General features: G+C 73.9%; 24 protein-coding genes and 1 pseudogene. 14 read left to right on the top strand and 11 right to left on the bottom strand.

The window, feature by feature from the left end; all coding sequences use genetic code 11:
* Nucleotides 1-96: 96 nt before the first annotated feature.
* From DSM104299_RS11100 to DSM104299_RS11115, 4 genes are all read left to right on the top strand, one after another.
* Nucleotides 97-1,887 carry a sensor histidine kinase gene (locus DSM104299_RS11100; RefSeq protein ID WP_272477371.1) on the top strand — a complete coding sequence of 597 codons (1,791 nt, stop codon included), beginning with the start codon at nucleotides 97-99 and terminating at the stop codon, nucleotides 1,885-1,887.
* Complete coding sequence (locus DSM104299_RS11105; protein WP_272477372.1) at nucleotides 1,884-2,519, top strand: response regulator transcription factor; 636 nt, start codon at nucleotides 1,884-1,886, stop codon at nucleotides 2,517-2,519. The genes DSM104299_RS11100 and DSM104299_RS11105 overlap by 4 nt, the downstream gene beginning before the upstream one ends.
* A gap of 101 nt (nucleotides 2,520-2,620) precedes the next feature.
* Complete coding sequence (locus DSM104299_RS11110; RefSeq protein ID WP_272477373.1) at nucleotides 2,621-3,397, top strand: ABC transporter ATP-binding protein; 777 nt, start codon at nucleotides 2,621-2,623, stop codon at nucleotides 3,395-3,397.
* Nucleotides 3,394-5,943 (top strand): ABC transporter permease, encoded by a 2,550-nt coding sequence (locus DSM104299_RS11115; RefSeq protein ID WP_272477374.1) that lies wholly within the window; start codon nucleotides 3,394-3,396, stop codon nucleotides 5,941-5,943. Before DSM104299_RS11110 ends, DSM104299_RS11115 begins: the two co-directional genes overlap by 4 nt.
* A 24-nt stretch (nucleotides 5,944-5,967) precedes the next feature.
* On the opposite strand, the gene DSM104299_RS11120 is transcribed toward DSM104299_RS11115, so the two are convergent.
* Complete coding sequence (locus DSM104299_RS11120; protein ID WP_272477375.1) at nucleotides 5,968-7,281, bottom strand: sensor histidine kinase; 1,314 nt, start codon at nucleotides 7,279-7,281, stop codon at nucleotides 5,968-5,970.
* On the bottom strand, nucleotides 7,278-7,955 hold the full coding sequence (locus DSM104299_RS11125; protein ID WP_272477376.1) for a response regulator transcription factor: 678 nt from the start codon (nucleotides 7,953-7,955) through the stop codon (nucleotides 7,278-7,280). Before DSM104299_RS11125 ends, DSM104299_RS11120 begins: the two co-directional genes overlap by 4 nt.
* Nucleotides 7,956-8,062: 107 nt before the next feature.
* Here DSM104299_RS11125 and DSM104299_RS11130 point away from each other — a divergent pair, with 107 nt between their 5' ends.
* Together DSM104299_RS11130 and DSM104299_RS11135 are read left to right on the top strand one after the other, a co-directional pair.
* Nucleotides 8,063-9,010 (top strand): quinone oxidoreductase family protein, encoded by a 948-nt coding sequence (locus DSM104299_RS11130; RefSeq protein WP_272477377.1) that lies wholly within the window; start codon nucleotides 8,063-8,065, stop codon nucleotides 9,008-9,010.
* A 71-nt stretch (nucleotides 9,011-9,081) separates the two neighbouring features.
* Nucleotides 9,082-9,354, top strand: coding sequence for a hypothetical protein (locus tag DSM104299_RS11135; protein ID WP_272477378.1), 273 nt, complete (start codon nucleotides 9,082-9,084; stop codon nucleotides 9,352-9,354).
* 171 nt (nucleotides 9,355-9,525) lie between these two features.
* Here the strand turns inward: DSM104299_RS11135 and DSM104299_RS11140 are convergent, their stop codons facing one another.
* Entirely contained in the window at nucleotides 9,526-9,864 is a 339-nt protein-coding gene (locus DSM104299_RS11140; RefSeq protein WP_272477379.1) for a cupin domain-containing protein, read from the bottom strand.
* An 87-nt stretch (nucleotides 9,865-9,951) separates the two neighbouring features.
* Here DSM104299_RS11140 and DSM104299_RS11145 point away from each other — a divergent pair, with 87 nt between their 5' ends.
* On the top strand, nucleotides 9,952-10,734 hold the full coding sequence (locus DSM104299_RS11145) for a helix-turn-helix domain-containing protein (RefSeq protein WP_272477380.1): 783 nt from the start codon (nucleotides 9,952-9,954) through the stop codon (nucleotides 10,732-10,734).
* On the opposite strand, the gene DSM104299_RS11150 is transcribed toward DSM104299_RS11145, so the two are convergent.
* The 3 genes from DSM104299_RS11150 to DSM104299_RS11160 are packed head-to-tail and all read right to left on the bottom strand — an operon-like array spanning nucleotide 10,688 to nucleotide 12,127.
* A complete protein-coding gene (locus DSM104299_RS11150) occupies nucleotides 10,688-11,239 on the bottom strand; it encodes a MarR family transcriptional regulator (protein ID WP_272477381.1) in 552 nt (183 codons plus the stop codon). The genes DSM104299_RS11145 and DSM104299_RS11150 overlap by 47 nt on opposite strands.
* Entirely contained in the window at nucleotides 11,239-11,640 is a 402-nt protein-coding gene (locus tag DSM104299_RS11155) for a cupin domain-containing protein (RefSeq protein ID WP_272477382.1), read from the bottom strand. The genes DSM104299_RS11150 and DSM104299_RS11155 overlap by 1 nt, the downstream gene beginning before the upstream one ends.
* Nucleotides 11,641-11,674: 34 nt before the next feature.
* Nucleotides 11,675-12,127, bottom strand: coding sequence for a hypothetical protein (locus tag DSM104299_RS11160; RefSeq protein WP_272477383.1), 453 nt, complete (start codon nucleotides 12,125-12,127; stop codon nucleotides 11,675-11,677).
* Nucleotides 12,128-12,437: 310 nt separating this feature from the next.
* Here DSM104299_RS11160 and DSM104299_RS11165 point away from each other — a divergent pair, with 310 nt between their 5' ends.
* Nucleotides 12,438-12,965, top strand: a complete 528-nt coding sequence (locus DSM104299_RS11165) for a hypothetical protein (protein WP_272477384.1) — start codon at nucleotides 12,438-12,440, stop codon at nucleotides 12,963-12,965.
* On the opposite strand, the gene DSM104299_RS11170 is transcribed toward DSM104299_RS11165, so the two are convergent.
* The gene (locus DSM104299_RS11170) at nucleotides 12,962-14,074 is read right to left on the bottom strand and encodes a CaiB/BaiF CoA transferase family protein (protein WP_272477385.1); all 1,113 of its coding nucleotides are present in this window, start codon (nucleotides 14,072-14,074) and stop codon (nucleotides 12,962-12,964) included. The two genes, DSM104299_RS11165 and DSM104299_RS11170, sit on opposite strands and share 4 nt — an antisense overlap.
* Before the next feature lie 68 nt (nucleotides 14,075-14,142).
* Between DSM104299_RS11170 and DSM104299_RS11175 the strand changes: the two genes are divergently transcribed.
* Nucleotides 14,143-15,330 carry an acyl-CoA dehydrogenase family protein gene (locus tag DSM104299_RS11175; protein WP_272477386.1) on the top strand — a complete coding sequence of 396 codons (1,188 nt, stop codon included), beginning with the start codon at nucleotides 14,143-14,145 and terminating at the stop codon, nucleotides 15,328-15,330.
* Entirely contained in the window at nucleotides 15,327-15,968 is a 642-nt protein-coding gene (locus DSM104299_RS11180; protein WP_272477387.1) for a GntR family transcriptional regulator, read from the top strand. The genes DSM104299_RS11175 and DSM104299_RS11180 overlap by 4 nt, the downstream gene beginning before the upstream one ends.
* 109 nt (nucleotides 15,969-16,077) lie before the next feature.
* Here the strand turns inward: DSM104299_RS11180 and DSM104299_RS11185 are convergent, their stop codons facing one another.
* Nucleotides 16,078-18,084, bottom strand: a complete 2,007-nt coding sequence (locus tag DSM104299_RS11185) for a Na+/H+ antiporter NhaA (protein WP_272477388.1) — start codon at nucleotides 18,082-18,084, stop codon at nucleotides 16,078-16,080.
* Between the two features lie 310 nt (nucleotides 18,085-18,394).
* Nucleotides 18,395-19,180 carry a GntR family transcriptional regulator gene (locus tag DSM104299_RS11190; RefSeq protein ID WP_272477389.1) on the bottom strand — a complete coding sequence of 262 codons (786 nt, stop codon included), beginning with the start codon at nucleotides 19,178-19,180 and terminating at the stop codon, nucleotides 18,395-18,397.
* A gap of 378 nt (nucleotides 19,181-19,558) precedes the next feature.
* Here DSM104299_RS11190 and DSM104299_RS11195 point away from each other — a divergent pair, with 378 nt between their 5' ends.
* Nucleotides 19,559-19,732, top strand: a complete 174-nt coding sequence (locus tag DSM104299_RS11195) for an SDR family oxidoreductase (protein WP_272477390.1) — start codon at nucleotides 19,559-19,561, stop codon at nucleotides 19,730-19,732.
* On the opposite strand, the gene DSM104299_RS11200 is transcribed toward DSM104299_RS11195, so the two are convergent.
* Nucleotides 19,729-20,376: a DUF427 domain-containing protein gene (locus DSM104299_RS11200; protein ID WP_272477391.1), complete on the bottom strand. Its 648-nt coding sequence runs from the start codon at nucleotides 20,374-20,376 to the stop codon at nucleotides 19,729-19,731. The two genes, DSM104299_RS11195 and DSM104299_RS11200, sit on opposite strands and share 4 nt — an antisense overlap.
* A gap of 81 nt (nucleotides 20,377-20,457) precedes the next feature.
* On the opposite strand from DSM104299_RS11200, the gene DSM104299_RS11205 reads away from it, so the two are divergent.
* Complete coding sequence (locus tag DSM104299_RS11205; protein WP_272477392.1) at nucleotides 20,458-21,213, top strand: hypothetical protein; 756 nt, start codon at nucleotides 20,458-20,460, stop codon at nucleotides 21,211-21,213.
* Nucleotides 21,214-21,272: 59 nt separating this feature from the next.
* Here the strand turns inward: DSM104299_RS11205 and DSM104299_RS11210 are convergent, their stop codons facing one another.
* Entirely contained in the window at nucleotides 21,273-21,833 is a 561-nt protein-coding gene (locus DSM104299_RS11210; protein ID WP_272477393.1) for a helix-turn-helix domain-containing protein, read from the bottom strand.
* Between the two features lie 40 nt (nucleotides 21,834-21,873).
* Between DSM104299_RS11210 and DSM104299_RS11215 the strand changes: the two genes are divergently transcribed.
* Nucleotides 21,874-22,398, top strand: coding sequence for a GNAT family N-acetyltransferase (locus DSM104299_RS11215; RefSeq protein ID WP_272477394.1), 525 nt, complete (start codon nucleotides 21,874-21,876; stop codon nucleotides 22,396-22,398).
* A 157-nt stretch (nucleotides 22,399-22,555) separates the two neighbouring features.
* A pseudogene (locus DSM104299_RS29540) lies at nucleotides 22,556-23,872 on the top strand (glycoside hydrolase family 3 protein); the annotation flags it as partial.
* Between the last annotated feature and the right edge of the window lie 35 nt (nucleotides 23,873-23,907).

Genomic DNA, 23,907 nt, shown 5'->3' on the forward strand with positions numbered 1-23,907 from the left:
CCTACGATGCCGCCCGGCACCTTGCGCGCTCCTGAACGGCGCACGCCATCGGAGTAGCATCGGATCGTCAACCAGGCAGGGCGTCAGGAGGAGCGGATGCTCATCCGCCAAGCGCCGTGGGGAGACGTGGCGACCGGCCTCGGAACGCAAGCGCCGGGACGCTTCTCGACGGCTCGACCCCATCCTCTGCCGTTCTGGGCGATCCTCTGGCTCGCCGCCGCGGGCGCCGAGTTCGGCGCGCTGATCCCCGTCCTCTTCGGCGCCGGGACGCCCGAGGGCCTCGACGTCCTGTTCCGCGTCATGGGCGGCTCGTTCATCGCCTGCGGCCTGATCGCGTGGCACCGCCGGCCCGACAGCCGCGCCGGGTTCCTGATGACCGCGACCGGCTTCGCGCTGTTCATCGTCCCGCTCGGGTCGCAGGTCGACGCGCCGGCCGCGCAGACGTTCGCGTGGATGTTCTCCGACCTCTGGACGATCAGCTTCGTCGCGCTGCTGCTGACGTTCGTCACCGGCGGCCGCGTCCGCTCGGGCACGGACCGCGCGCTGGTCGGCGCGTTCGTCGTGTCGCTGGTCGTGCTCCAGGTGGGCTACATGCTGGTGTGGGAGCAGGAGGGCAACCTGTTGGCCTTGGTCCCTGACGGCGGCGTCGCCGACGTGGTGGACAAGGCGCAGCGCTCGCTGCTCGCGGCCGCGTCGCTGGCCACCGCGGTCGTGATCGGCCGCCGCTGGCGCGCCGCGACCCCGACCCGCCGCCGCGCGCTGGTGCCCGGCATCGCCGGCGTCGTCTGCCTCCTGCTGTTCACGGGGATGTTGACCAACGACCTCATCTCGGGCACGCGACCGGAGTGGCTGATCTGGGTCGTGCTCAGCTCGATCGTCCTCGTCCCCGCCGGCTTCCTCGCCGGGCTGCTGCGCTCGCGCCTGGCCCGCGGCGGCCTCGCCGAACTGTTCCGGGGCCTGGCGACCGTGCGCGGCGACGACCTCCAGGACGCGCTCGGCCGCGCGCTCGGCGACCCGTCGCTCGTCCTGGCCTACAGGTTGCCCGCGTCGCTTGGCTACGCCGACGCCGACGGCCAACCGGTGATGGTCCCGCCGGCCGCGCGCGACCGGACGAGCGCGGCGATCGCGTGGGAGGGGCGGCCGATCGCGGCGCTCGTCTACGACGCGTCGCTCGACGACGACCCCGAGCTGGTCGAGGCGGTCTGTGCCGCAGCGGCGATCGCGCTGGAGAACGACCGGCTGCACGGCGAGTCCGAGGACCGCCTCGCCGAGCTGCAGGCGTCGCGCGAGCGGATCGTCACGGCCGGCGACGCGGAGCGCCGGCGCCTGGAGCGCAACCTCCACGACGGCGCCCAGCAGCGGCTCGTCGCGATCGCGCTCCAGCTGCGCCTGCTCCAGGACAACATCCGCGAGGACCCGGCCGCCGCCGAGCGGATGGCCGAGACCGCGAGCGACGAGGTCGGCCACTCGCTGAGCGAGCTGCGCGACCTCGCGCGCGGCCTGCATCCCGCGGTCCTGGACTACGGCCTGGCGTCGGCGCTCGACGCGCTGGCCGTGCGGTCGACCGTGCCGACCGAGGTCTCGGTCGAGACAACCGACGCGCTCCCCAAGCCGGTCGAGCTCGCCGCGTACTTCGTGGCCTGCGAGGCGCTGGCCAACGTCGGCAAGTACGCCCACGCCAGCGTCGCCCACGTCCGCGTGTGGCGCGACGGCCCGCTGGCCTGCGTCGAGATCGCCGACGACGGCGTCGGCGGCGCCGACCTCGCGGCCGGCAGCGGCCTGCAGGGCCTGACCGACCGCGTCGAGGCGCTCGAGGGCCAGCTGCGGATCTCCAGCCCGGCCGGCGCCGGCACCGTCCTGCGCGCGGAGCTGCCGTGCGGGTCGTGATCGCCGACGACAACCTGCTCGTCCGGGAGGGGATCACGTCGCTGCTGCGCCGCGCCGAGGTCGACGTCGCCGCCGAGTCCGGGTGCGCGGACGACCTGCTGCGCGACGTCGCACACCACACGCCCGACGTCGCGATCGTCGACATCCGAATGCCGCCCGACCAGTCCGACGAGGGCATCCGCGCCGCGCAGGAGATCCGGCTGCGCCACCCGCGGGTCGGCATCGTGATCCTCTCCCAGCACGTCGACCTCGGGACCGCCACGCGCGTCCTGGCCGAGAGCGCCGCCGGCCTCGGCTACCTGCTCAAGGACCGCGTCACCGACCTCGACGACTTCGTCGCCACGCTGCGCCACGTCGCCGCCGGCGGGTCGGCCCTGGACCCGCAGGTCGTCTCCGGCCTGCTCGCCGGCTTCCGCGACAAGGACGTGCTGTCGGCGCTGACCGCGCGCGAGCGCGAGGTCCTGCAGCTCGTCGCCGAGGGCCGCTCCAACCGCGGGATCGCCGACCGCCTCGGCATGAGCGAGCGCGGCGTGCAGAAGCACGTGACCGCGATCTTCGGCAAGCTCGCCGTCCCCTCCGGCGAGGACGACAACCGCCGGATCCTCGCGGTCCTCGCCTATCTGCGGCCCTAGCGAGAGCGCGGTTCCCGCCCCCGCGGCGGTGCGCGTTCCGGTACCGCGCCACGCAGGCAGGCCCCATGGCCCGGGCGCCTCCGCGGCGGGAGGCTCGTGCCATGACCTCAACGCTCCTCCACACCCCGTCCACCACCGACCGGACCACCGGCGAAGCCGTGGTCAGCGCCCGCGACGTCGTGCGGCGGTACGGCGACGGCGACACCGCCGTCGCCGCGCTGCGCGGCGTCTCGCTCGACATCGAACGCGGCCGGCTGACCGCCGTCATGGGCCCGTCGGGCTCGGGCAAGTCCACGTTGATGCACATCCTCGCCGGCCTCGACCAACCGACCTCCGGCGAGGTCTCGGTCGCCGGCGTGGACGTCACGCGCCTGGACGACACCGAGCTGACCCGGATGCGCCGCGACCACATCGGGTTCATCTTCCAGTTCTTCAACCTGCTGCCGATGCTCACGGCGGCCGAGAACATCGCCCTGCCGCTCAAGCTCGCCGGCGGCAGGCCGGACCCGGAGTGGCTGAGCGAGTTGGTGGACAAGGTAGGGCTGGGCGACCGCATGAGCCACCGGCCGGCCGAGCTGTCCGGCGGCCAGCAGCAGCGCGTGGCCGTGGCCCGCGCGCTCGTGTCGCGCCCCAGCGTGATGTTCGCCGACGAGCCGACCGGCAACCTCGACTCCACCACCAGCGGCGAGATCCTCGGCCTGCTGCGCGACTCCGTCGACACCCTCGGCCAGACCACCGTGATGGTGACCCACGACGCGCACGCCGCGGCGATCGCCGACCGCGTGCTGTTCCTCGCCGACGGCGACATCGTCCGCGACCTCGGCCCGTCCAGCGCCCACACGATCCTCGCCACGCTCGAAGCGGTGAGCGGACGATGATCGGCGTCGCGCTCAAGGGCCTCGCGGCCCGCAAGGTCCGCGCGCTGCTGACGGCGTTCGCCGTCGTCATCGGCGTCGCGATGGTCAGCGGCACGTTCATCCTGACCGACACCATGCAGAAGACCTTCAACGGCCTGTTCGACGCGTCGTTCGACAACACCGACGCGGTCGTCTCCGGCAAGGAGGTCGTCAAGGGCTCGCTGTCGGGCAACAGCGCCCGCGTTCCTGAAGCGCTGCTGACCAAGGTCCGCGCGCTGCCCGAGGTCGCCTCGGCGGGCGGCACCGTCTCCCCGTCGGAGCCCAACGCCGCCGACGTCATCGGCAGCGACGGCAAGAAGGTCGCGCAGGAGAGCGTGGCCGCCAGCATCGACGGCGCGCATCCGCAGTTCAGCCCGCTCACCCTGAAGACCGGCGCGTGGGCCAAGGGCCCCGGCGAGGTCGTCCTCGACGCGGGCACGGTGGCCAAGGAGCACTACGCGCTCGGCGATCCCGTCACCGTCTCGGTCCTCGGCCACCAGCACCGCTACCGGCTCGCCGGCACGGTCAAGTTCGGCGACACCGACTCGCTCGGGTTCGCCAGCGTCGTCGCCTGGGACGTCGGGACCGCGCAGAAGCTGTTCGGCCGCCAGGGCGAGTTCGACGTGGTGTCGATCGCCGCCGCCAAGGGCACGACGCCCGAGCAGCTGGTCCGCGCCGTGCGGCCGCTGGCCGGCGCCGGGCTCGACGTCAAGACGGGCGACAAGCAGGCCGCCGACAACGCCGACAACCTGAACAGCAGCCTGGCGTTGATCCGCAACTTCCTGCTGGGCTTCGGCGCCATCGCCCTGCTCGTCGGCGCGTTCGTGATCTTCAACACCTTGTCGATCACGGTCGCCCAGCGCACCCGCGAGTTCGCGACGCTGCGCACGCTCGGCGCCTCGCGCAAGCAGGTCATGCGCTCGGTTGTCGTCGAGGGGCTCGTCGTCGGGCTCGTCGCGTCCCTGACCGGCCTGGTCGCCGGCCTCGGGATCGCCAAGGGCCTGATCCTGCTGTTCAGCGCGCTGGGCACCGACCTGCCGGAGGCCACGACGGTCGTGGCGACCCGGACGGTCCTCGTCTCGCTGCTGCTCGGCACCGGCATGACGCTGCTGGCCAGCATCCTGCCCGCACGCCGCGCGACGCGCATCCCGCCGATCGCCGCGGTCCGTGAGGGCTCGACGCTGCCCCCGTCGCGCTTCGCCACGCACTCGCTGAAGGTCGGCACGGTCGTGACCGCCGGCGCCGTCGCGCTGGTCGGCGCCGCCGTCCTCGCCAACGGGCTCAGCGGCGCCGCGGTGGCGCTGCTCCTCGCGCTCGGCGTGCTCGGGCTGTTCGCCGGCATCGCCGTGCTCGCGCCGCATCTCGTCAAGCCGCTGACCCGCGTGGTCGGCTGGCCGGCGCGCCGCGCCGGCGGCGTGGCGGGCGACCTGGCCGGCGCCAACGCCGTCCGCAACCCGCGGCGCACGGCCTCGACGGCCGCCGCGCTGATGATCGGGCTCACGCTCGTGACGGTGGTCGCGGTGCTCGGCGCGGGCCTGCGCGGCTCGGTGGAGTCGGCCGTGACCGACCAGCTGCACGCCGGCTACGTGGTCGACGGCTCCGACGACATGCCGTTCCGGGCCGACGAGGGCGACCGGCTGGCGCGCACGCCCGGCGTCACCGCGTCCTCCAGCGTCCGCTCCGACACCGTGCTGCTCGGCGGCGAGGAGGAGCAGATCAGCGGCATCGACCCCAAGACGATCGCGCACTTCTACACGTTCAAGTGGGCCAAGGGCTCCGAGCAGTCGCTCGGCCGCCTGGGCGCCGACGGCGCGCTCGTCACCAAGGCCTATGCCAAGGCCAAGGACCTGAAGCTCGGGTCGACGCTGGCGCTGACGACCCCGTCGGACGCGAAGCGCACGCTGGTGGTGCGCGGGATCTACGACCCGCCGAAGACGTCGCAGCTGCTCGGTGCCGTGAGCATGACGCAGCGGTCGTTCGACGCGGCGTTCACCCAGTCGAAGAACAGCTTCACGTTCCTCGACGCGAGCCCCGCGGCCGGCGACCGGATGCAGGCGCAGGCCAAGGGCATGGGCGACGCGGAGTTCCACACGGGCGCCGCGTATGCGAAGGACTCCACCAAGGACATGGCCGGGTTCCTCGCGATGTTGTACGTGCTGCTCGGCTTCTCGATCATCGTGAGCCTGCTGGGCATGGTCAACACCATGGTGTTGTCGGTGTTCGAGCGGACGCGCGAGATCGGGATGATGCGCACGATCGGCATGACCCGCCGCCAGGCACGGCGGATGATCCGCCACGAGAGCGTCATCACCGCGCTGATCGGCGCGACGCTCGGCCTCGGGCTCGGCGTGTTCATCGCCGCGCTGGTGACCGAGGCGCTGTCGGAGTACGAGCTCCCGCTCACGATCCCGGTCGGCCCGATCGCCGGCTTCACGATCGTGGCCGTGCTCGCCGGGCTGGCGGCGGCGGTCGTGCCGGCACGCCGTGCCTCGCGGCTCAACGTGCTCGACGCGCTGCACTACGAGTAGTCACCGGCCGCCGGCCGTCCGCGCTCAGTCGCGGACGGCCGGCAGCTCCAGGACGAAGCAGCCGCCCGGTCCCGCCCCGACGACCACGTCGCCGCCGCAGGACCGGGCCAGCCGCCGTGCCAGCGGCAGGCCGAGGCCCGCGCCGGCGCCGTCGGTGCCGGCGCCCCGCACGCCCGCCGCGAACGCCCGCTCAGGGCCGAGCGCCGGGTCCAGGCCGGGACCGTCGTCGCGCACGGCCACCCGGACGCGGCCGCCGCCGGCGGAGACCTCCAGGGTCACCCGCGACGCGGCGTGGCGCCGGGCGTTGTCGACCAGCGGCGCGAGCGCGCGGCGCAGCACCTCCGCCTCGCCCTCGGCCCGCGGCACCGCGCCGGCGTCGCCGCCGCCCAGCACCACCACCTCCACGTCGGCGACCTCGCGGGCCAAGGCCACCAGGTCGACCGCGCCCGCGCTGGGGTCCAGCTCGCGGCGCGCGACGGCGAGCAGCGTGTCGACCGTCTCGGTCAGCCGCTCGGACTGCGCGACGACCGCGTGCAGCGCCTCGGCCCGCGCCGCGTCGTCGGCGCCGGCGCCCAGCGCCAGCTCGGCCCGGCCGCGCAGCCCGGCGATCGGCGTGCGCAGCTCGTGCGCGACCTCGGCCGCGAAGCGCTGCTCGTGGCGCCGCGACGCGGCGATCCGCGCCAGCAGGCCGTCGAGCGTCGCGGCCAGCCCGGTCAGCTCGTCGTTGGGCGGCCCGAGGTCGAAGCGCCGGTCGAGGTCATGCGCGCCCCAGTCCTCGGCCTCGGCCGTCATCTGCGCGACCGGCTCCAGCGCGCGGTCCAGCGCGCTGCGCAGCGCGAAGAACCCGGCCAGCAGGACGAGCGCGGCGACGACGAGCGAGCCGAGCAGCACCTGTTGTTGAAGGTCTTCCAGCGACTCGGTGGAGGTCCCGACGACGACCGCGCCGACGACCCGGCCGTCGGCGGCGCGGACCGGCTCGGCGCGCAGCGCCACGTCGCCCGGGCCGTCGTGCTCGCCGAAGCTCCGCGTCCGGCCCAGCGCGATCGCCGCGCGGTCCAACTTGCCTGACGCGTCGGCGGGGCGCTCGACGACGCGCTCGCCCTGCAGCACCCACGCGCGGCGGTCCAGGATCGCCTCGTTGGGGCCGTCGCGCACGGCGACGCGACCGCCGTCGATCGCCAGCGTCGCCAGCTGCGCCTCGGCGCGCGTGCGCAGGTCGTTGGACGCCTCGCTGTGCACGCGCGCGTCGAGCAGCACGTTGCCGATCACGAGCAGCGCGCCGAGCCCGATCGCCAGCGTCACCAGCGACGTCATCAGGAGGCGGTTGCGGAAGCTCACCGCAGCTCGTATCCGACGCCGCGCCGCGTGTGGATCGCCTCGGCGGCGCCGGCGTCGCGGAGCTTGCGCCGGATCCGGGCGAGGTAGGCGTCGAGCGTGTTGTCGTGGACGATCGCCCCTTCGGGCCAGCCGGCGGCGACGAGCGTCGCGCGGCGCACGACCTCGCTCGGCCGGGCGGCCAGGGCGGCGAGCAGCCGGAACTCGGTGGGGGTGAGCGGGACGCGCTCGTGGCCGCACACGACCGCGTGGGCGCCGGGATCGAGGCGCAACGACGACGGCGCGCCCTGCGACGCGTCGGCCGGCGCCGTCGCCCCGCGCCGGACCAGCGCCTGCACGCGCACCAGCAGCTCGGCCAGCGCGAACGGCTTGGTCAGGTAGTCGTCGCCCCCGGCGTGGAAGCCGCTGAGCCGGTCCGGCAGCGCGTCGCGCGCGGTCAGGAACAGCACCGGCGTCGCGACGCCCCGCGCCCGCAGCGCCTGGCAGACGTCGCGCCCGTCGGCGTCCGGCAGGCCGACGTCGAGGACCAGCACGTCGAAGCCGTCCGCGGCGAACGCCGCGACCGCATCCGAGCCGGTGGCCGTGACCTGCACCGCGAAGCCCTCACGCGCCAACGCGTCGCGCACGACGCCGCGCAGCTCGTCGTCGTCCTCGCAGATCCCGGCCGTGAGCGGCATCGCCGCGGATGGTAAGCGGCGCGGACCTCCGAACCTGACCGCGACCTGAACGGCGGCCGCGCCGGGTCGTGGCGTCGTCGCGCCGCCGGTCGTGTGACCATCTGACCGTGCGCGCGATCGAGCTCACCGCATACGGCGGCGCCGAGAACCTCCGCGTCGCCGACCGGCCCGAGCCGGAGGCCGGCCCGGGCCAGGTCCTGGTCGACGTCCGGCGCGCCGGCGTCAACTACGCCGACCTGTCCCGCGCGCGCGGGACCTACGACCGGCGTGAGGACGAGCCGCCGCCGCTCGTCCTCGGCGCCGAGGTCGCGGGCGTCCGGCGGGACACCGGCCAGCGCGCCGTCGCGTTGACCGGCGGCTACGGCGGCTACGCGGAGGTCGCCGCTGTCGACGAGGACCTCGCGTTCCCGATCCCGGATCGGCTGAGCGACGACGAGGCGCTCGCCCTCCTGCTCCAGGGCCTCACCGCCTACCACGTGCTCCGCACCGGCGGCCGGCTCGGCGCGCGGGAGAGCGTCGTGGTCCACGCGGCCGCCGGCGGCGTCGGCTCGGTCGCGATCCAGCTCGCGCGGCTGTGGGGCGCGGGCCGCGTGATCGGCGTCGCCTCCAGCGAGGAGAAGCGCGAGATCGCGCGCGGGCTGGGCGCCCACGCCGTCGTCGACGCCGACCCCGACGGCCTCGCCGACCGCCTCGTCGCGGCCAACCGCGGCCGCCGCGTCGACGTGGTCGCCGAGATGGTCGGCGGCGCGGTGTTCGCGGAGTCGCTCGCCGCGCTGGCGCCGGACGGCCGCCTCGTCACCTTCGGCGCCGCCGGCGGCGAGGGCAGCGGCGCGGACCAGGCCGGCGACGACCCGCGCGTCGTGCCGTTCGCGCTGCCCACGCTGTTCGCCGCGCGCGACCGCCTCGCCGCCCCGCTGGCCGAGCTCTTCGCCGCGACCGTCGCCGAGGAGCTGCGCCCGCTGCTGGGCGGCATCTACGCGCTCGAGGACGTCGCCGACGCGCACCGCGACCTCGCCGCGCGCCGCACCACCGGCAAGCTGCTGCTCGACGTCTGACCGCTGCCGCTCGGCACGGACGTCCTCGTCAACAAGTGAAAGTCGACCGGCTTTTACGCTATTTTCCTCGCATGGCCGTCACCGCGCACGATCCGCTTCCCGTGACGATCCTCGACGCGCGGCGCTCCGCGACGCGCGAGGCGATGATCGAGCGCTGTGCGCAGCGCGGCTGGCGGGTCGACGTGGCGCTCATCCTCGCCGACGGCGCGCCGGCCGAGGCCTGCCTGACGCCGGACGAGTTCGCGTGGCTGGAGCTGCGGGTCGGGGACATCGTGGCGGTCGACGCGATCCCGGTCCTGCCGTGCTCGGAGACGCCGGCGGGGCGCTCGCTCGTCACCGCGTAGACATTCTCCACAGAATTGGTGGAGAATGTGCTAAGGTGCGCTGCACCACAGAGCATCTCCTCCTGTGGCTCCGCGCGCTCGGCATCCGACCCGTGCCGAGCGTGGTCGGGTGGCTGGGCGCGGACGGGACAGCCGCGCCCAGCCGGCCCGGCCAATCCCGGTGGCCGTCCGTCAGTCGCCTTCCCACTCCGTCGCGAAGTGCGAGTTGAGGTGGATGTCGATCTGCTTGAGCGCGCCCTCGCCGGTGTTCGTGAAGCCGTGCCAGACGCCGGCCGGCACGATCGCGATCTCGCCCGCGCGCACGACCTGGGTCTCGTCGCCGGCGGTCACCGTGGCCTCGCCCTGCTGGACGATGAGCACCTCGGCGTAGTCGTGGCGGTGCCGGCTCGGGCCGCGGCCCGGCGCGGCGTCGACGAAGATGATGGACAGGTCGACGCCGCCGTGGTCGTCGCCGATCAGCTCGCGGGAGAAGTTGCTCGCGGGGAGGTCGGACAGGCGCGTGACGTGCATGGGTCCGAGTATCCCGCCCGCGGACGCGGCCGGGTGATACCTCGGAGGGAATGGCCGAGCGGCGCCCCGACCCGCTACTCATAGGTCATGGTCACCGCGGAAGAGCTCCGGGCCTGGCGCGGCCGGCGCCGGCTCAGCCAGCTGGAGCTCGCGCTGCGCGCCGGCACCACGCAGCGCCACCTGAGCTTCATCGAGAGCGGGCGGTCGGTGCCCGGCCGCGGCATGATCCTGCGGCTGGCCGAGGCGCTCGACGTCCCGCTGCGCGAGCGCGACGACCTGCTGACGAACGCCGGCTACGCGCCGGTGTACCGCCACGCCGCGTTCGACGCCGACGAGCTCGCCCCGGTCCGCGGCGCGCTGGAGCAGATCCTCGTCGGGCACCTGCCTTCGCCGGCGGTGCTGACCGACGGCGACAACGCGATCCTGTCGGCCAACGCGGCGTTCGACGCGCTCGTCGCCGGGGTCGACCCCGCGCTGCTGGCCCCGGGCGCGACGGTCGCGCGCCTGTTCCTCGACGTGCGCGGGCTCGCGCCGCGGATCCGCAACCTGGAGGTGTGGGGCTGGCACGTGATCGACGGGCTGCGCCGCCACGCCGAGCGCGACGACCGGCCGCGGCTGGCGCGGCTCGCCGCCGAGCTGGAGGCCGGGCTGCCGCCGCGCGAGCGCGACGCCGCGCCGCTCGGCGTCGCGGTGCCGATGGTGCTCGCGACGCTTGACGGCGCCGGCGAGCTCGCGCTGCTCACGACGCTCACGCACTTCGCCACGACGATCGACGTGACCGTCGCCGAGCTGACGCTCGAGGCGTTCCTGCCCGCCGACGCCGCTACGGCGCGGGCCTTGCGGCAAAGCGCTCGTACGCGGCGCGCGTGACCGGGCAGGACCGGTCCTCCAGGCCGCAGGTGCCGGTGTCGCACAGGCGGCACATCCACCGCGACGCGCCGGGCTCGCGGATCAACCCGACCGCGACGCGGCCGAGCAGGCCCTCGAACTGCGCGCGCTCCGCGGCCGACAGCACGCCCAGGGCATCGTCCAGCACCTGCTCGCGCGCCTGCACGACGCGCCGCGCCGCGCGGCGGCCCGCCGCGGTCAGGACGACGGTCGTCGTGCGCCCGTCGCCGCCGGTCCCACGCTGGACGAGACCGGCGTCCGCGAGCCGGTCGACGAGGCGCACCGTGCCCGACGACGTCAGCCCGAGCACCTGGCGCAGCCGGTCGATCGTCGGCGCGTCGAGGAAGTGGTGCAGCGCCGACAGCGCGACGGCCGCGGTCTCGGCGCCCGGCCGCCCGCCCTGGCCGGCCGCCGCGCTGATCTCGCTCGCCATCCCGTCGGTCACCCGCAGCGCGACCGCGCCGAGCAGGTTCGCCGCGCGATCCATCAGGCGCCGTCCCACCACCCCGGCGTCATGTCGACGTCGGCGGCCGGGTCGTCGCCCGCGGGCGCCCCGAAGGCGAGGAACTCCAGGCCCTCCGGCCCCGCGGAGAACGCGCGGGTGACGCCGGGCGGGACGCGGACCGCGTCCCAGGCCCGCAGCTCGACGAGGTCGTCGTCCAGCTTGACGCGGCCGCCGCCGTCGACGACGACGTACAGCTCCTCCTGGCGGTGATGGTGGTGGCCGAAGGGCTGCGTCGCGCCGGGCGCGAGCCGCTGCAGGCTCACGCCGCTCTCGGACAGCTCCATGTCGCGCGAGGCGAACCGCGCCTGCATGTCCGGCGCCATCCCGAACTTGGGGGCGGAGTCCTCGACCTCGCGCAGGTTGTTGACGGTGTAGTCGGCCATCGTTCCTGGCTCCTCTCGGAAATAGGTGCGTGACTCACATATTCCCGCAAGCGCCCGGACCGAACCCTGTTGCGCAACACATCCATGGGATGTCGGCATCCTGAAGATCGGCGCGGCCAAGGCCCGCAACGTCCTGGTGCTCAACCCCGGGACCTCGGCCAGCGCCGCGTACTTCGCGCCGCTGGCCAAGAGCCTCGTCGCCCAGGCGCCGGGCTGGCAGGTCTGGTCGGTCGAGCGGCGCGAGAACCTGCTCGAGGACCAGCCGGTCCTCGACCGCGCGAAGGCCGGGCAGGCCACGCCGCAGGAGGTGTTCAACTACTACTTGGGTTGGATCAAGGACACGTCGGTCACCACGCACTTCCGATCGATCCCTGACGCGCAGGTCGCCTACGCCAAGCAGTGGGGGATTAACACCGAGATCGAGGACCTGCGCCGCGTCGTGCTGCAGGCGAAGAAGCTCGGCGGCAAGGTCGTCGTCGGCGGCCATTCGCTGGGCGGCTCGATCACGACCGCCTACGCGACGTGGGACTTCCATGGCCAAGCCGGCGCCGCCGGGCTCGCCGGCCTCGTCTTCATCGACGGCGGCAGCGGCCCGACGCCGGTCACCAAGGCCGCGGCGGCCAAGAGCCTCGCCGACCTGAAGGCCGGCTCGCCGTGGCTGCAGTTCGGCGGGATCCGCGCCGTTCACCGGCCTGTTCAACTCCACCGGGTCGCTCAGCGTCCTGCTCGACCCCGACAGCCCGTCGCTCGGCCAGGCCTCGGGCCTGCTGCCTGCGAACATCGTCCCGCCGACGCCCGTGACCAACGCGGGCCAGTACGGCTACGCGCTGGACGCCGGGACGTCGCCGCCCGCGCTGGCCGCCGCGCAGGCGCACCTCGGCCACCTCGCGACGACCGGCGATCCCAAGGGCTGGGACGACGCCGGCGCGCTGACGCCGCTGCGCCGCATGGCCGAGGTCTTCTCCGGCTGGGGCCTGAAGGGGCTGGACGGCACCGCCTGGTGCCACCCGCTGCGCCTGACGATCGACTCCGGGGCGGTCGCGGCCGGCAACGCCAACCCGGCCCAGAAGGTGCTCGACGTCCACGCCACGCACGGCCACGACCTGCCGAAGGGCCTGAAGATGTACGCCTTCGGCGCGGCGCTGGGCGGCCAGCGCGTGCTCGACGCCACCAAGAACCTCGCCCGGCAGTCGCACATCCCGACCAAGAGCCTGACCTTGGTCGACCGCCACGCGACCTACGCCCACAACGACCCCAACACGGCCGACCCGGCCAAGAACGCGTTCTTGAAGAAGCTGGTGCCGTTCCTGAAGGGGTTGGGCTAGGACGCCGGCAGGTCCGGCGGCGCCGTCCGGTAGGTCGGCGGCGTCGCGCTGAGGCCGATCGGGTTGCGGGTCAGCCGCGCGACGCTGCCGTCGTCGCGCGGCAGCTCGACGATCGGGTCGAGGCCGAGCGACGTCGCGAGCGCGAAGGCGCCCGCGACGTCGTTGACGACGCCGGCCGGGACGCCGCGCGGTGACAGCGCGCGGACCCAGTCGTGGGCCGGGCGGCTCGCCAGCGCCGCGACCAGCGCATCGCGCAGCGCGTCGCGGTGGGCCACGCGCGACGCGTTGGTCGCGAAGCGCGCGTCGTCGGCCAGCCCGACGACGTCGCGCAGCGCCGCGAACTGCTTGTCGTTGCCGACGGCCAGGACGAGGTCGCCGTCGCCGGTGGGGAGCAGCTCGTAGGGCGCGATCGACGGGTGCGCGTTGCCCATCCGGCCGCCGACGGCGCCGGCCAGGGTGTAGGCCGAGCCCTGGTTGACGAGCGCCGCGAGCAGGGAGGACAGCAGGTCGACCTCGACGCGCTGGCCCTCGCCGGTGCGCTCGCGGTGGCGCAGCGCGGCCAGGATCCCGACCGCGGTGAACAGCCCGGTGATGACGTCGACCAGCGCGACGCCGACCTTCTGCGGCTCGCCGTCGCGCTCGCCGGTGATCGACATCAGCCCGCCGACGGCCTGGACGAGGAGGTCGTAGCCAGGCAGCGCCGCGCCGTCGCCTGCGCCGAAGCCGGTGATCGAGGTGTAGACGATGCCCGGACGCTGCGCGGCGAGCGTCGCGTAGCCCAGGCCCAGCCGGTCCATCACGCCGGGCCGGAAGTTCTCGACCACCACGTCGGCGCCCGCGACCAGCGCGCGGGCACGCGCCCCGCCGGCCTCCGTGGTGAGGTCGATGGCCTCGCTGTCCTTGTTGCGGTTGACCGACTGGAAGTACGTGGCCTGGCCGCGCTCGTCGAACGGGGGACCCCAGGCGCGCGTGTCGTCCCCGGTCCCCGGCCGCTCGACCTTGATCACCGTCGCCCCGAGGTCGGCGAGGACCATCGTGGCCAGCGGGCCGGCGAGGACGCGGGAGAAGTCGACGATGGTGAGGTCGTCGAGTGCGGCGGCGGGCGTCATGTGCAACGATCTTAGATCTTCGAAGATCTTGACGCAGCACGCCGACCGACCGCCAGGAGAGACACGCCGTGAGCACCGCCGCCGCCCCGCCCGAGATCCGCCCCAAGGACTTCCTGGGCCTCGACCACCTGCTCTCCGACGAGGAGCGCGACATGCGCGACAGCGTGCGCGCGTTCGTGGCCAACGAGGTCGTGCCCTACGTCGGCGACTGGTTCGAGGCCGGCGAGGTCCCGGTCTCCGAGCTCGCGCCGGCGCTGGGCAAGTTGGGTGTCTTGGGTATGCACCTGGAGGGCTACGGCTGTGCGGGCGCGTCGGCCACGGCCTACGGCCTCGCGTGCCTGGAGCTGGAGGCCGGCGACTCGGGCATCCGCTCGCTCGTCTCGGTCCAGGGGTCGCTGGCGATGTACGCGATCTGGCGCTGGGGCAGCGAGGACCAGAAGCAGGAGTGGCTGCCGCGCATGGCCGCCGGGGAGGCGATCGGCTGCTTCGGCCTGACCGAGCCGGACGCCGGGTCGGACCCGGGCGCGATGCGCACCCGCGCGCGCCGCGACGGCGCGGACTGGATCCTGCACGGCCAGAAGATGTGGATCACCAACGGCTCGGTCGCCGACGTCGCGGTCGTGTGGGCGATGACCGACGACGGCGTCCGCGGCTTCGTCGTCCCGAAGGACACGCCGGGCTTCACGACGCAGGACATCCACAAGAAGCTGTCGCTGCGCGCGTCGGTCACGTCCGAGCTGCTGCTCGACGACGTCCGGCTGCCGGCCAGCGCGGCGCTGCCCGAGGCCACCAGCCTGCGCGGCCCGCTGAGCTGCCTGAACGAGGCGCGCTTCGGCATCGTCTTCGGCGCCGTCGGCGCGGCGCGCGCGTGCTACGAGGCCGCGCTGGACTACGCGCTGGAGCGCATGGCGTTCGGCCGGCCGATCGCCGCGACGCAGATCCAGCAGGCCAAGCTCGCCAAGATGGCGCTGCAGGTCAACCAGGCCACGCTGCTGGCCCTGCACCTCGGCCGGATGAAGGACGAGGGGCTGCTGCGGCCCGAGCACGTCTCGATGGGCAAGCTGGGCAACGTCGACGCCGCGCTGGACGTCGCGCGCTCCGCGCGCCAGGTCCTCGGCGCCAACGGCGTGACGCTCGAGTACCCGGTCATCCGCCACATGAACAACCTGGAGTCGGTCGTGACCTACGAGGGGACCGCGGACGTCCACGCGCTCGTCGTCGGCGGGGCGGTCACGGGTATCCAGGCGTTCCGGTGAGCCTGGCGACGGCCCAGCAGCACGCCGTCGAGGCGCTGCGCGCGCTGATCGTGCGCGGCGCGCTGCGGCCGGGCGCGCGCGTCAACCAGGAGGACGTCGCCGCCGAGTTGGGGTTGTCGGTCGCGCCGATCCGCGAGGCCCTCCGCGTCCTGGAGCAGGAGGGCCAGGTGACCTACCTGCCGCGGCGCGGCTACTTCGTCACCGAGCTGCGCATGGCCGACCTGGAGGAGATCTACGGGCTGCGCGCGCTGCTCGAGGCACGGGCGGCCCGCCACGCGCTCCCGGCGCTCGACGCCGAGGCGCTGGAACGCGTCCGCGACGCGGCGCGCGCCTGCGTCGACGCGGCCCAGGCCGGCGACGTCGCCGCCGAACTGGCCGCCAACCGCCGCTTCCACTTCGGGCTCCTCGACGCGCCCGGCCAACCGCACGCGCTGCGGGTGATCCGGCTGCTCTGGGACTCGACCGAGGCCTACCGGGCCATGTACTACAACTCACCCGAGGAGCGCCGCGCCTCTCTGGACGCCCACGACGCGATCCTCGCCGCGGTCGACGCCCGGGACGCCGACGTCCTCATCCGCGAGCTCGACGCGCATCGGGAACGGGCGCTGGACGTGCTGCGCGGGTTGTTGGTGGACTAGGCGCCATGACCGCAGATCCGTGTCGCCTGGCGTCCCACATAGGGACACCAGACGACACGAACCTCGCTTCGGTCCCGAACCACCCGCCCCCGGGCGTACCGGGATGGCGCTACGTCGCCGCCCGCGTCGGCGCGCCGTACGCCGCCTTCAGCTCGCGCGTCAGCGTGTCGACGTCGTAGACGCCCTGGTGCCGGCGCCCGTTGACGAAGAACGTCGGCGTCCCCGACACGCCGCTGGCGTCCGCGCTGGCGACGTCGCGGTCGATGCGGGGGACCTCGCGGCGGCGGGACAGCGCGTCGTTGAAGCGCTCGTAGTCGAGGCCGAGCTCGGCCGCGTGGCGGAAGAGCATCGCCGGGCGCAGGTCGTCCTGGTTGTCGAGCAGCAGGTCATGCATCTCCCAGAACCGGCCCTGCTCGGCCGCGGCCTCGGCGGCCTCGGCCGCGATCTGCGCGTCGGGGTGGACGTCGGACAGGGGCAGGTGGCGCCAGACGTAGCGCAGCTCGTCGCCGAAGCGGTCGAGCAGGTTCGCGATGACCGGCGCGGCCGCGCCGCAGTACGGGCACTGGAAGTCGCCGTACTCGACGAGCGTCACCGGCGCGGCGACGTTGCCGCGGACGTGGTCGCGCTCGGGGTCGACGTCGTCGGCGAGGTCGATGATGTCGGCCGCCGTCCCGCCGAGCTGGCGCGCGCGCACCTCGTCGGGCAGGCGCTTCATGACCGCCAGGACGACGAACGTCAGGGCGGGGGCGACGATCGCGGTCGCCAGCACGCCGATCTTGGCCTGGTCCAGGAGCGCCGGCTCGCCCGCGAACGCGAGCGAGGCCACCAACAACGAGACGGTGAAGCCGACCCCGGCCGCGGCCGCCGCACCGGTGAGGGCCGGCCACGTGAGCGTCAGCCGCTGGCCGCCGAACGCCTTGCGCGTGGCCAGCCACGCCGCGCCGAGGATCCCGACGGGCTTGCCGATCGCGTAGGCGGCGACGATGCCCCACGTGATCGGCGACGTCGCCGCGTCGGAGAGCAGGCCGGAGGAGAACGCGATCCCGGCGTTGGCGAGCGCGAAGAGCGGGACGATGACCTGGCTCGTCCACGGCAGCAGCCGGTACTGCAGCCGCTCGTTGAGCGAGATCGCCGACGTCAGCGACGCCCGGGCCTCGTAGGCGAGCTCCGGCGTCGGCTGCTCGCGGAACGACACGGCGCGCTCGGTGCTGCGCTCCAGGCTCTCCCGCGACGGCGGGTAGGCCGTCGTCACCAGGCCGACGAGCAGGCCGGTGATGACCGGGTCGATCCCGGACTCGAACAGCGCGAGCCACATGCCGACGCCGAGCAGCGTCGCGACCTGCCCGCGCCAGGCGAAGTCCACGAAGCGCAGGCCGTTGATCGCTGCGAACAGCGCGACGGCGACCGTGAAGGCCACCATGTCGATCGCGTCGGAGTAGGCGATGGCGATGACCGCGAGCGCGACGAGGTCGTCGACGACGACGACCGTCAGCAGGAACACGCGCGTGCGGATCGCGCGGCCGCCGCTGAGCAGCGACAGGACGCCGAGCGCGAGCGCGGTGTCGGTCGAGATCGCGGCGCCCCACCCGACCGCGCCGTCGCCGCCGGCGTTGATCGCCAGGTAGACGCCGGCCGCGCACGCCATCCCGCCGAGCCCGGACACCACCGGGATCGCCAGCCGCGAGCGCTCGCGCAGCTCGCCGAGGTCGCGCTCGCGCTTGGCCTCCAGCCCGACGACCAGGAAGAACAGGGTCATCAGGCCCTCGTTCACCCAGCCGCGCAGGTCAGTGGCGATGGCGTGGTCGCCGAGCGAGATCGCCAGCCGCGTCTCCCAGACCGAGGTGTAGGAGTCGCCCGGCAGGTTGGCCCAGACCAGCGCCGCGACCGTCGCGGCGACGAGCAGCATCGCGCCGCTGGTCTCGGCGTAGAGGAAGCGGCGGATCGGCGCGGCCAGGTTCCGCGCCCACGCGGTCCGGCCGTCGTTGCTGGTTGCGGTGGAGGTCGAGGTCGTCGCGCTCAGGTCGCGGAGACTAGATGGTCGATGCGAGATTCCCGCGGCCGTGCTCGCGCCCCGGCCGGCGCCCCAGAGCACGATCACGGCCACGGTCGATCTCACATCCACCACCTAGGCGCCGGGCAGCCGGTCAGCTAACTCGGCGATTCGGGTTCAGCGCCAGAGGTGGGGGATCGCCGGTCAGGCGCGGGTACCACGCCATCGTCTCGACCACCGTGGGCAGCGCGATCGGCGGCGTCAGCTAGCGCAGCTCCGCGGTCTCGGCGAGCAGGTCGAACAGGCGCTCCTGCAGGAACGTCAGGTACGAGGTGCCGCGCAGGAAGTGCGCGCCGACGGCACGGGCGACGCGCGCGCGGCCGGCACGGGCGACGCGCGCGCGGCCGGCGCGACCGCCTGAGCCGCGGCGCTCGCCCTACGCGGCGGAGCGGCGCGCCCCGGCTCGCCGTCCGCGTGCGGGCGACTTCTTGGTGTCCTTGCCGTCGACACTCGTCGGGTGCTCGGTCGTCTTCTCGAGGTCGTCGAGGACCTTGCGCAGCGCCGCGAGGTCGTAGGCGGGGTCGATGATCTCCACGATCCCGAACACCGTCCGCGCGAGGTGGCGACCCAGCAGGGCGGAGGCCAGGTCGGCGTCGGCGGCCTTGCAAGCGTCCAGGATCTCGCGGTGGTCGTGGGTCGACTGCTCGGAGAACTGGTGGCCGAAGTGCATGCGCCGGTAGCGCTCGGCGTGGTCGAAGAGCTGGAGCAGCAGCGCGTCGAAGCGCGCGCCGGCGCGCTGTGTCAGGCCGCGGTGGAAGGCCCGGTGGGGCACGTACCAGCGGGCGTAGTCCTCGGCGCCGGCGAAGTGCGCCATGGCGGCCATCAAGCCCTCGAGGTTCGCGATGTCCTCCGGCGTCATGCGCGGCAGCGACAGGCGCAGCGCGGTGACCTCCAGCGGGATGCGGATCGCGTAGAGCTCCTCGACGTCGGCCAGCGACAGCGGCGCGACGCGCACGCGGCGGTTGGGCTCCGACAGGACCAGGCCCTCGCCCTGGAGCATCCTCAGCGCCTCGCGCAGCGGGGTGCGACTGACGCCGAGCTCGTCGGCGAGGGCGACCTGCGACATCGTCTCGCCTGGCGTGAGCGACCCGTCCAGGATCGACTCGCGGATCATGCGGTGGACGTGCTCGACGCTCTGCCGCGCGGGGGCGGTGTCGCTCATGCGGCGCTCCGGAGGACGTGGCGGTTGGAGCCGAGGGCTGGATGCACAACGCCATACTACATCCACTTTGAAGGGACGCCTGTGCGCGCATCCTGGCGCACGCGCCCGATGGACCGTGCGGCGATCTGCATGCACTTCGCGAAGCTGTACGCTCGCCGGCATGGCTGATCGCCCCATCGTGTCCCTCGGCGCCGGTGCGGTGCGCGGCGTCGCGCCGGCGACGCCGCGCCGGTGCGCATCGAGCACCCATCCGACGAGCCGTGCAACCTGTGTCCTGTATCATGTACTGGACACACTTTGGAAGTTCGTGTACGTACTGCGCTGTCGGCGCCGGGCGGGCTCATACGGCGCGTAGCCGTCGTCGGCGGGGTTCACGGCGTGGACTTCCAGGCCGGCCGCGGCGAGCAGATCACGCGCGACACGCCGATGAGGCGCATCCCGCCGCCGGAGGACCTGACGGCCGCGGCGCTGTTCCTCGGCACCGACGACGCCAACAACATCACCGGCAGCTACATGATCTGCGACGGCGGCTACAGCACGCTGGGCGCCTAGCCCACCGTGATGTCGGTGCGCTCGTTGTAGAACGCGACGAGCCCGGCGATCGGCGTGAGCGCGAGCGTCGGGAAGTTGTAGGACCAGGCGATGTCCGGGACCACCCGGCCGTCGTCGGTCCTGAACGACCAGTAGTTGGAGGTCTTGCCCTTGTAGGGGCAGGCGGTCACGGTGTCGCTCGGGATCAGGTGCGACGGGTCCAGCGCCGTGCGCTCGACGTAGTAGCGCGTCGGCAGCCCGGTCTCGAAGACCATGATCGACGCCTTGGCCTCGGCGAGCAGCAGCCCGTCGCGCTGCACCCGGATCGGGCGCGACGAGCGGATCGAATCCACGCGCGCGTAGGGGTTGCGCGGGTGCACGAAGATCTCCTCGTCCTCCTCGAACCAGGCGTCGAGCGCGTCCCACGCGAAGCGGACGTGGCCGGCGGCGCCGCCCTCGTCGAGGATCCGATGGTCCAGGCCCTCCAGCCGCGCGCGGTCGACGTCGTCGAGCGGGATCGCGTACTGCGGGAAGTGCGGGATCTCCCAGACGTAGAGGGCGCGGACGGTGTCGAAGACGACGTCGCCGTCCTTGAAGCCGCGGACCCGGCGCGGCGAGGGCGCGACGTGGCCGGTCTCGACGATGCTCTGCGGGTGGTCGGTCATCCAACCAAGTGTCGCGCACTTCTTAGCTCGCGCTGGCCTGGGCGTTAGGCCGGCTTCAGCAGGCTGTCGCACGGTGGACGCATGCGCTTCCGCCTCGCGGCCCTCGTCGCCGTGTTCTCCGTCCTGGCCGTCTTCATCGCCGCATGCGGCGGCAACAACTCGTCCGCCAAGCAGTCGGCGACCGACAAGGCGTCCGGCCTGACGGTCACCGTCGCCGACGACCACGTGAGCCTCAAGCGCTCCGCCAAGAGCACGTCGGGCACCGCCGGCACCTCGGGCACCGTGTCGTGCACCGACGACTACTCCAAGCTCGTCAAGGCGACGGCCGTCCCGGCGCCGACGCAGGCCTGGTACGCCACGACGCTCATCACCTGGCCCGGCACCAGCAAGGAGAGCTCGGCGACGCTGTCGCACGGCCTCGACCACGACCCGCAGCTGTGCGTGGTGCAGAGCGCGGACTCCAGCGCGTCGGCCATCGTCTACTTCGACGCCAAGGCCAAGACCGGCGTCGCGAAGCTCCAGACCGACAGCGCCCGCACGCAGCAGGCCACGCAGGCGACCGCCGCGCTGCAGTCCGCCGCGCAGGCCGCGGTCGGCACCGTGAGCAAGAGCGCGTTCCCCGCGCCGGCGACGCTGCTGCAGGCCATCACCGCGCAGGGCCTCTTCGCCAAGACGGCGGCAGAGACCGCCGACGTCAAGGACGCCGGCACGATCTACGTCGTCACCGGCAAGACCACCAACAAGACGCTGACGTTGGCCGTCAAGGACAGCAAGGGCGTCGTGCACACCGCGACGCAGGGCGTCAAGGGCTCGCCGAAGGTCGCCACGGTCAAGTAGGCCTCGATGGGTCGTTCCACGGGTCCGGTGTGGCCGGACCGCCTCGCGGAACGATCCGTCTAGCGCTTGCTCAAGGCCACCAGGTAGCGGCACGCCCTGCGCGTCGGGTTGACGAACGCGCAGGGCGACGGGTCGCCGAGCTGGAGGCAGTCGCCGGCGTCCAGCTCGTGGACCTCTTCGCCCTCGACGAACCGCAGGTGGCCGGCGAGGACCCAGATCTGCTGGTGGATGAAGGTGTAGGAGTCGGCCGCGATCGGCACCTCGGCGCCCGCGGGCAGCTCGACCTCGACGAGCTCGAGCGGGCCGCCGACCGGCGGCGACACCGCGCGGCGCACGTAGCCCGTGTCGGGGTCGGTCCAGACGGGCTGGTCGCCGGCGCGGACGAGCCGCTGCTCCTCGCGCTCAGCCCGAGCGATCAGCTCGGAGAGCGTCAGGCCCAGCGCGGCCGAGAGCTTGGCCAGCAGCGCCGCGGTCGGCTGTGCGTCACCGCGCTCGATCTTGGCGATCATCGCGCGGGAGACGCCGGAGCGCTCGGCCAGCGCGCTGACCGAGAGATCCTGCGCGTCGCGCGCGGCGCGGACGGTCGCGGCGAGGCGCGCGGTGAGCGGGTCGTGCTCCATGAGGTGTGACTATAGGCGCATTGTCGGATACGATCGTGCCATGTCGTTCGTCCGTGCCGCCACCCTCGACGACGCCGCCGCCTGCGCGGCCGTCTACGCGCCCTACGTCACCGACACCGCCGTGAGCTTCGAGGTCGAGCCGCCCTCGGCGGCCGCGATGGGCGAGCGGATCGGGCGCGCGCTGGAGCGCTACGCGTGGCTGGTCGCCGAGGACGGCGACGGGCGCGTCGTCGGCTACGCCTACGGCGGGGCGTTCGCGCCGCGCGCCGCGTACCGCTTCTCCTGCGAGGTCAGCGTCTACCTGGAGCTGGGCCGGCGCCGCACCGGCGCCGGGCGCGCGTTGTACACGGCGCTGCTGCCGGCGCTGGCGGCGCGCGGCTACCGGCGGGCGTTCGCCGGCATGACCCTGCCCAACGCGGCGAGCGCGGGGCTGCATCGCGCGCTGGGCTTCGAGCCGTCCGGCATCCACCGCCAGGTCGGCTACAAGGACGGCGCGTGGCACGACGTCGCCTGGCTGCAGAAGTCGCTGGCGCCGGACGACACGCCGCTGGTCGAGCCGCGCTGAGCCTTCGGTCCGCGTCGTCGTGTGAAAGAGTCGCGGGATGGGTCAGGGGACGAGGGGCCTGGCGATCGCCGGGGCGGTGGTCGCCGCGCTGGTGGCACCGACGCACGCGCTCGGCGCGACGCCGCAGCAGACGCAGGCGACCGCGCTGGTCGCGCAGATGACGACCGACGAGAAGCTCACGCTCGCGGCGGGCGCGACCGCGATCCCGCGGCTCGGGATCCCGTCGCTCGCGGTCAGCGACGGGCCGAACGGCGTCGGGGCGGGGGCGAAGGGGACGACGGCGTTCCCGGTCGCGCTCAGCCTCGCGGCCAGTTGGGACCCCTCGCTGGCGCGTCGCTACGGGATCGCGCTCGGCGACGAGGCGGTGGGCAAGGGCAAGAACCTGCTCTTCGCGCCGACCGTCAACATCGTGCGCTCGCCGCTGTGGGGCCGGATCCCGGAGACCTCGGGCGAGGACCCGTACCTGACGGGCGCGATCGCGCGGCCCGAGATCGAGGGCGTGCAGTCGCGCGGCGTGATCGCGCAGGTCAAGCACTACGCCGCCAACGACCAGGAGACCGAGCGGTTCGGCGAGCCGGTCGCGCTCGCGCCCGCGATCGACGCCCGGATCTCCCAGCGGGCGCTGCGCGAGATCTACCTCGCGCCGTTCCGGATGGTGATGGGCCCGGGCGGCGCGGCGTCGGTCATGTGCTCCTACAACCGGATCAACGGGACGCCGGCCTGCCAGGACGCCGGCTTGTTGGGGGCGTTGCGCAAGGACTTCGCCTTCAGTGGCTTCGTCGGCCCGGACGCGACGCTCGCCGTCCGCGACACGCTGGCCGCCGCCAACGCCGGCACCGACAACTTCCTGCTCGGCAGCCTCGGCGCGGCGGCGGGCACGCCGGACCTCGGGACGCTGCGCGCCGGGCTGGCCGACGGGCGCCTGCCGGCCGCGCGCCTCGACGAGATGGTGCGCAACCAGGTCGCGGCGATCCTGACCGTCGGCGTCAAGGCGCCGGCGCCGGCGCAGGCGAAGGTGTCGACGACCGCGCACCGCGCTCTGGCCACCGACATCGCGGCGCGCGGCGCGGTCCTGCTGCGCAACCGCGGCGGCGTGCTCCCGCTGCGCGACGCGCGCGGCTCGTCGGTCGCGGTGATCGGCCACGACGCGGGCGCCGGCACGCAGATCCAGGAGTTCGGCTCGCCGTCGACGATCGGCGGGAAGACCGTCACGCCGCTGAGCGCGATCCAGGCGCGGGCGCGCCGCGCACGCGTGACGTCCGCCGAGGGAACGCGCGGCGTCGTCGCGCTGCCCAGGGTCCCGCCGGGAACGCTGCGCGTGACGCGCAAGGCGTTCGCGACCGCGGACTTCAGCGGCGCGCCGCTGCACGTCGAGGCCGATCGCGAGGTCGAGATCGACGGCGACGACGACCTCGGCGGCGCGAAGTCGATCCGCTGGACCGGGACCTTCACGCCCAAGGTCAGCGGGCGCCAGCGCTTCTCGCTCGGGCTGTCGGGCATCGCGTCGCT

It is taken from the genome of Baekduia alba (genome assembly GCF_028416635.1).
Taxonomy (GTDB): domain Bacteria; phylum Actinomycetota; class Thermoleophilia; order Solirubrobacterales; family Solirubrobacteraceae; genus Baekduia; species Baekduia alba.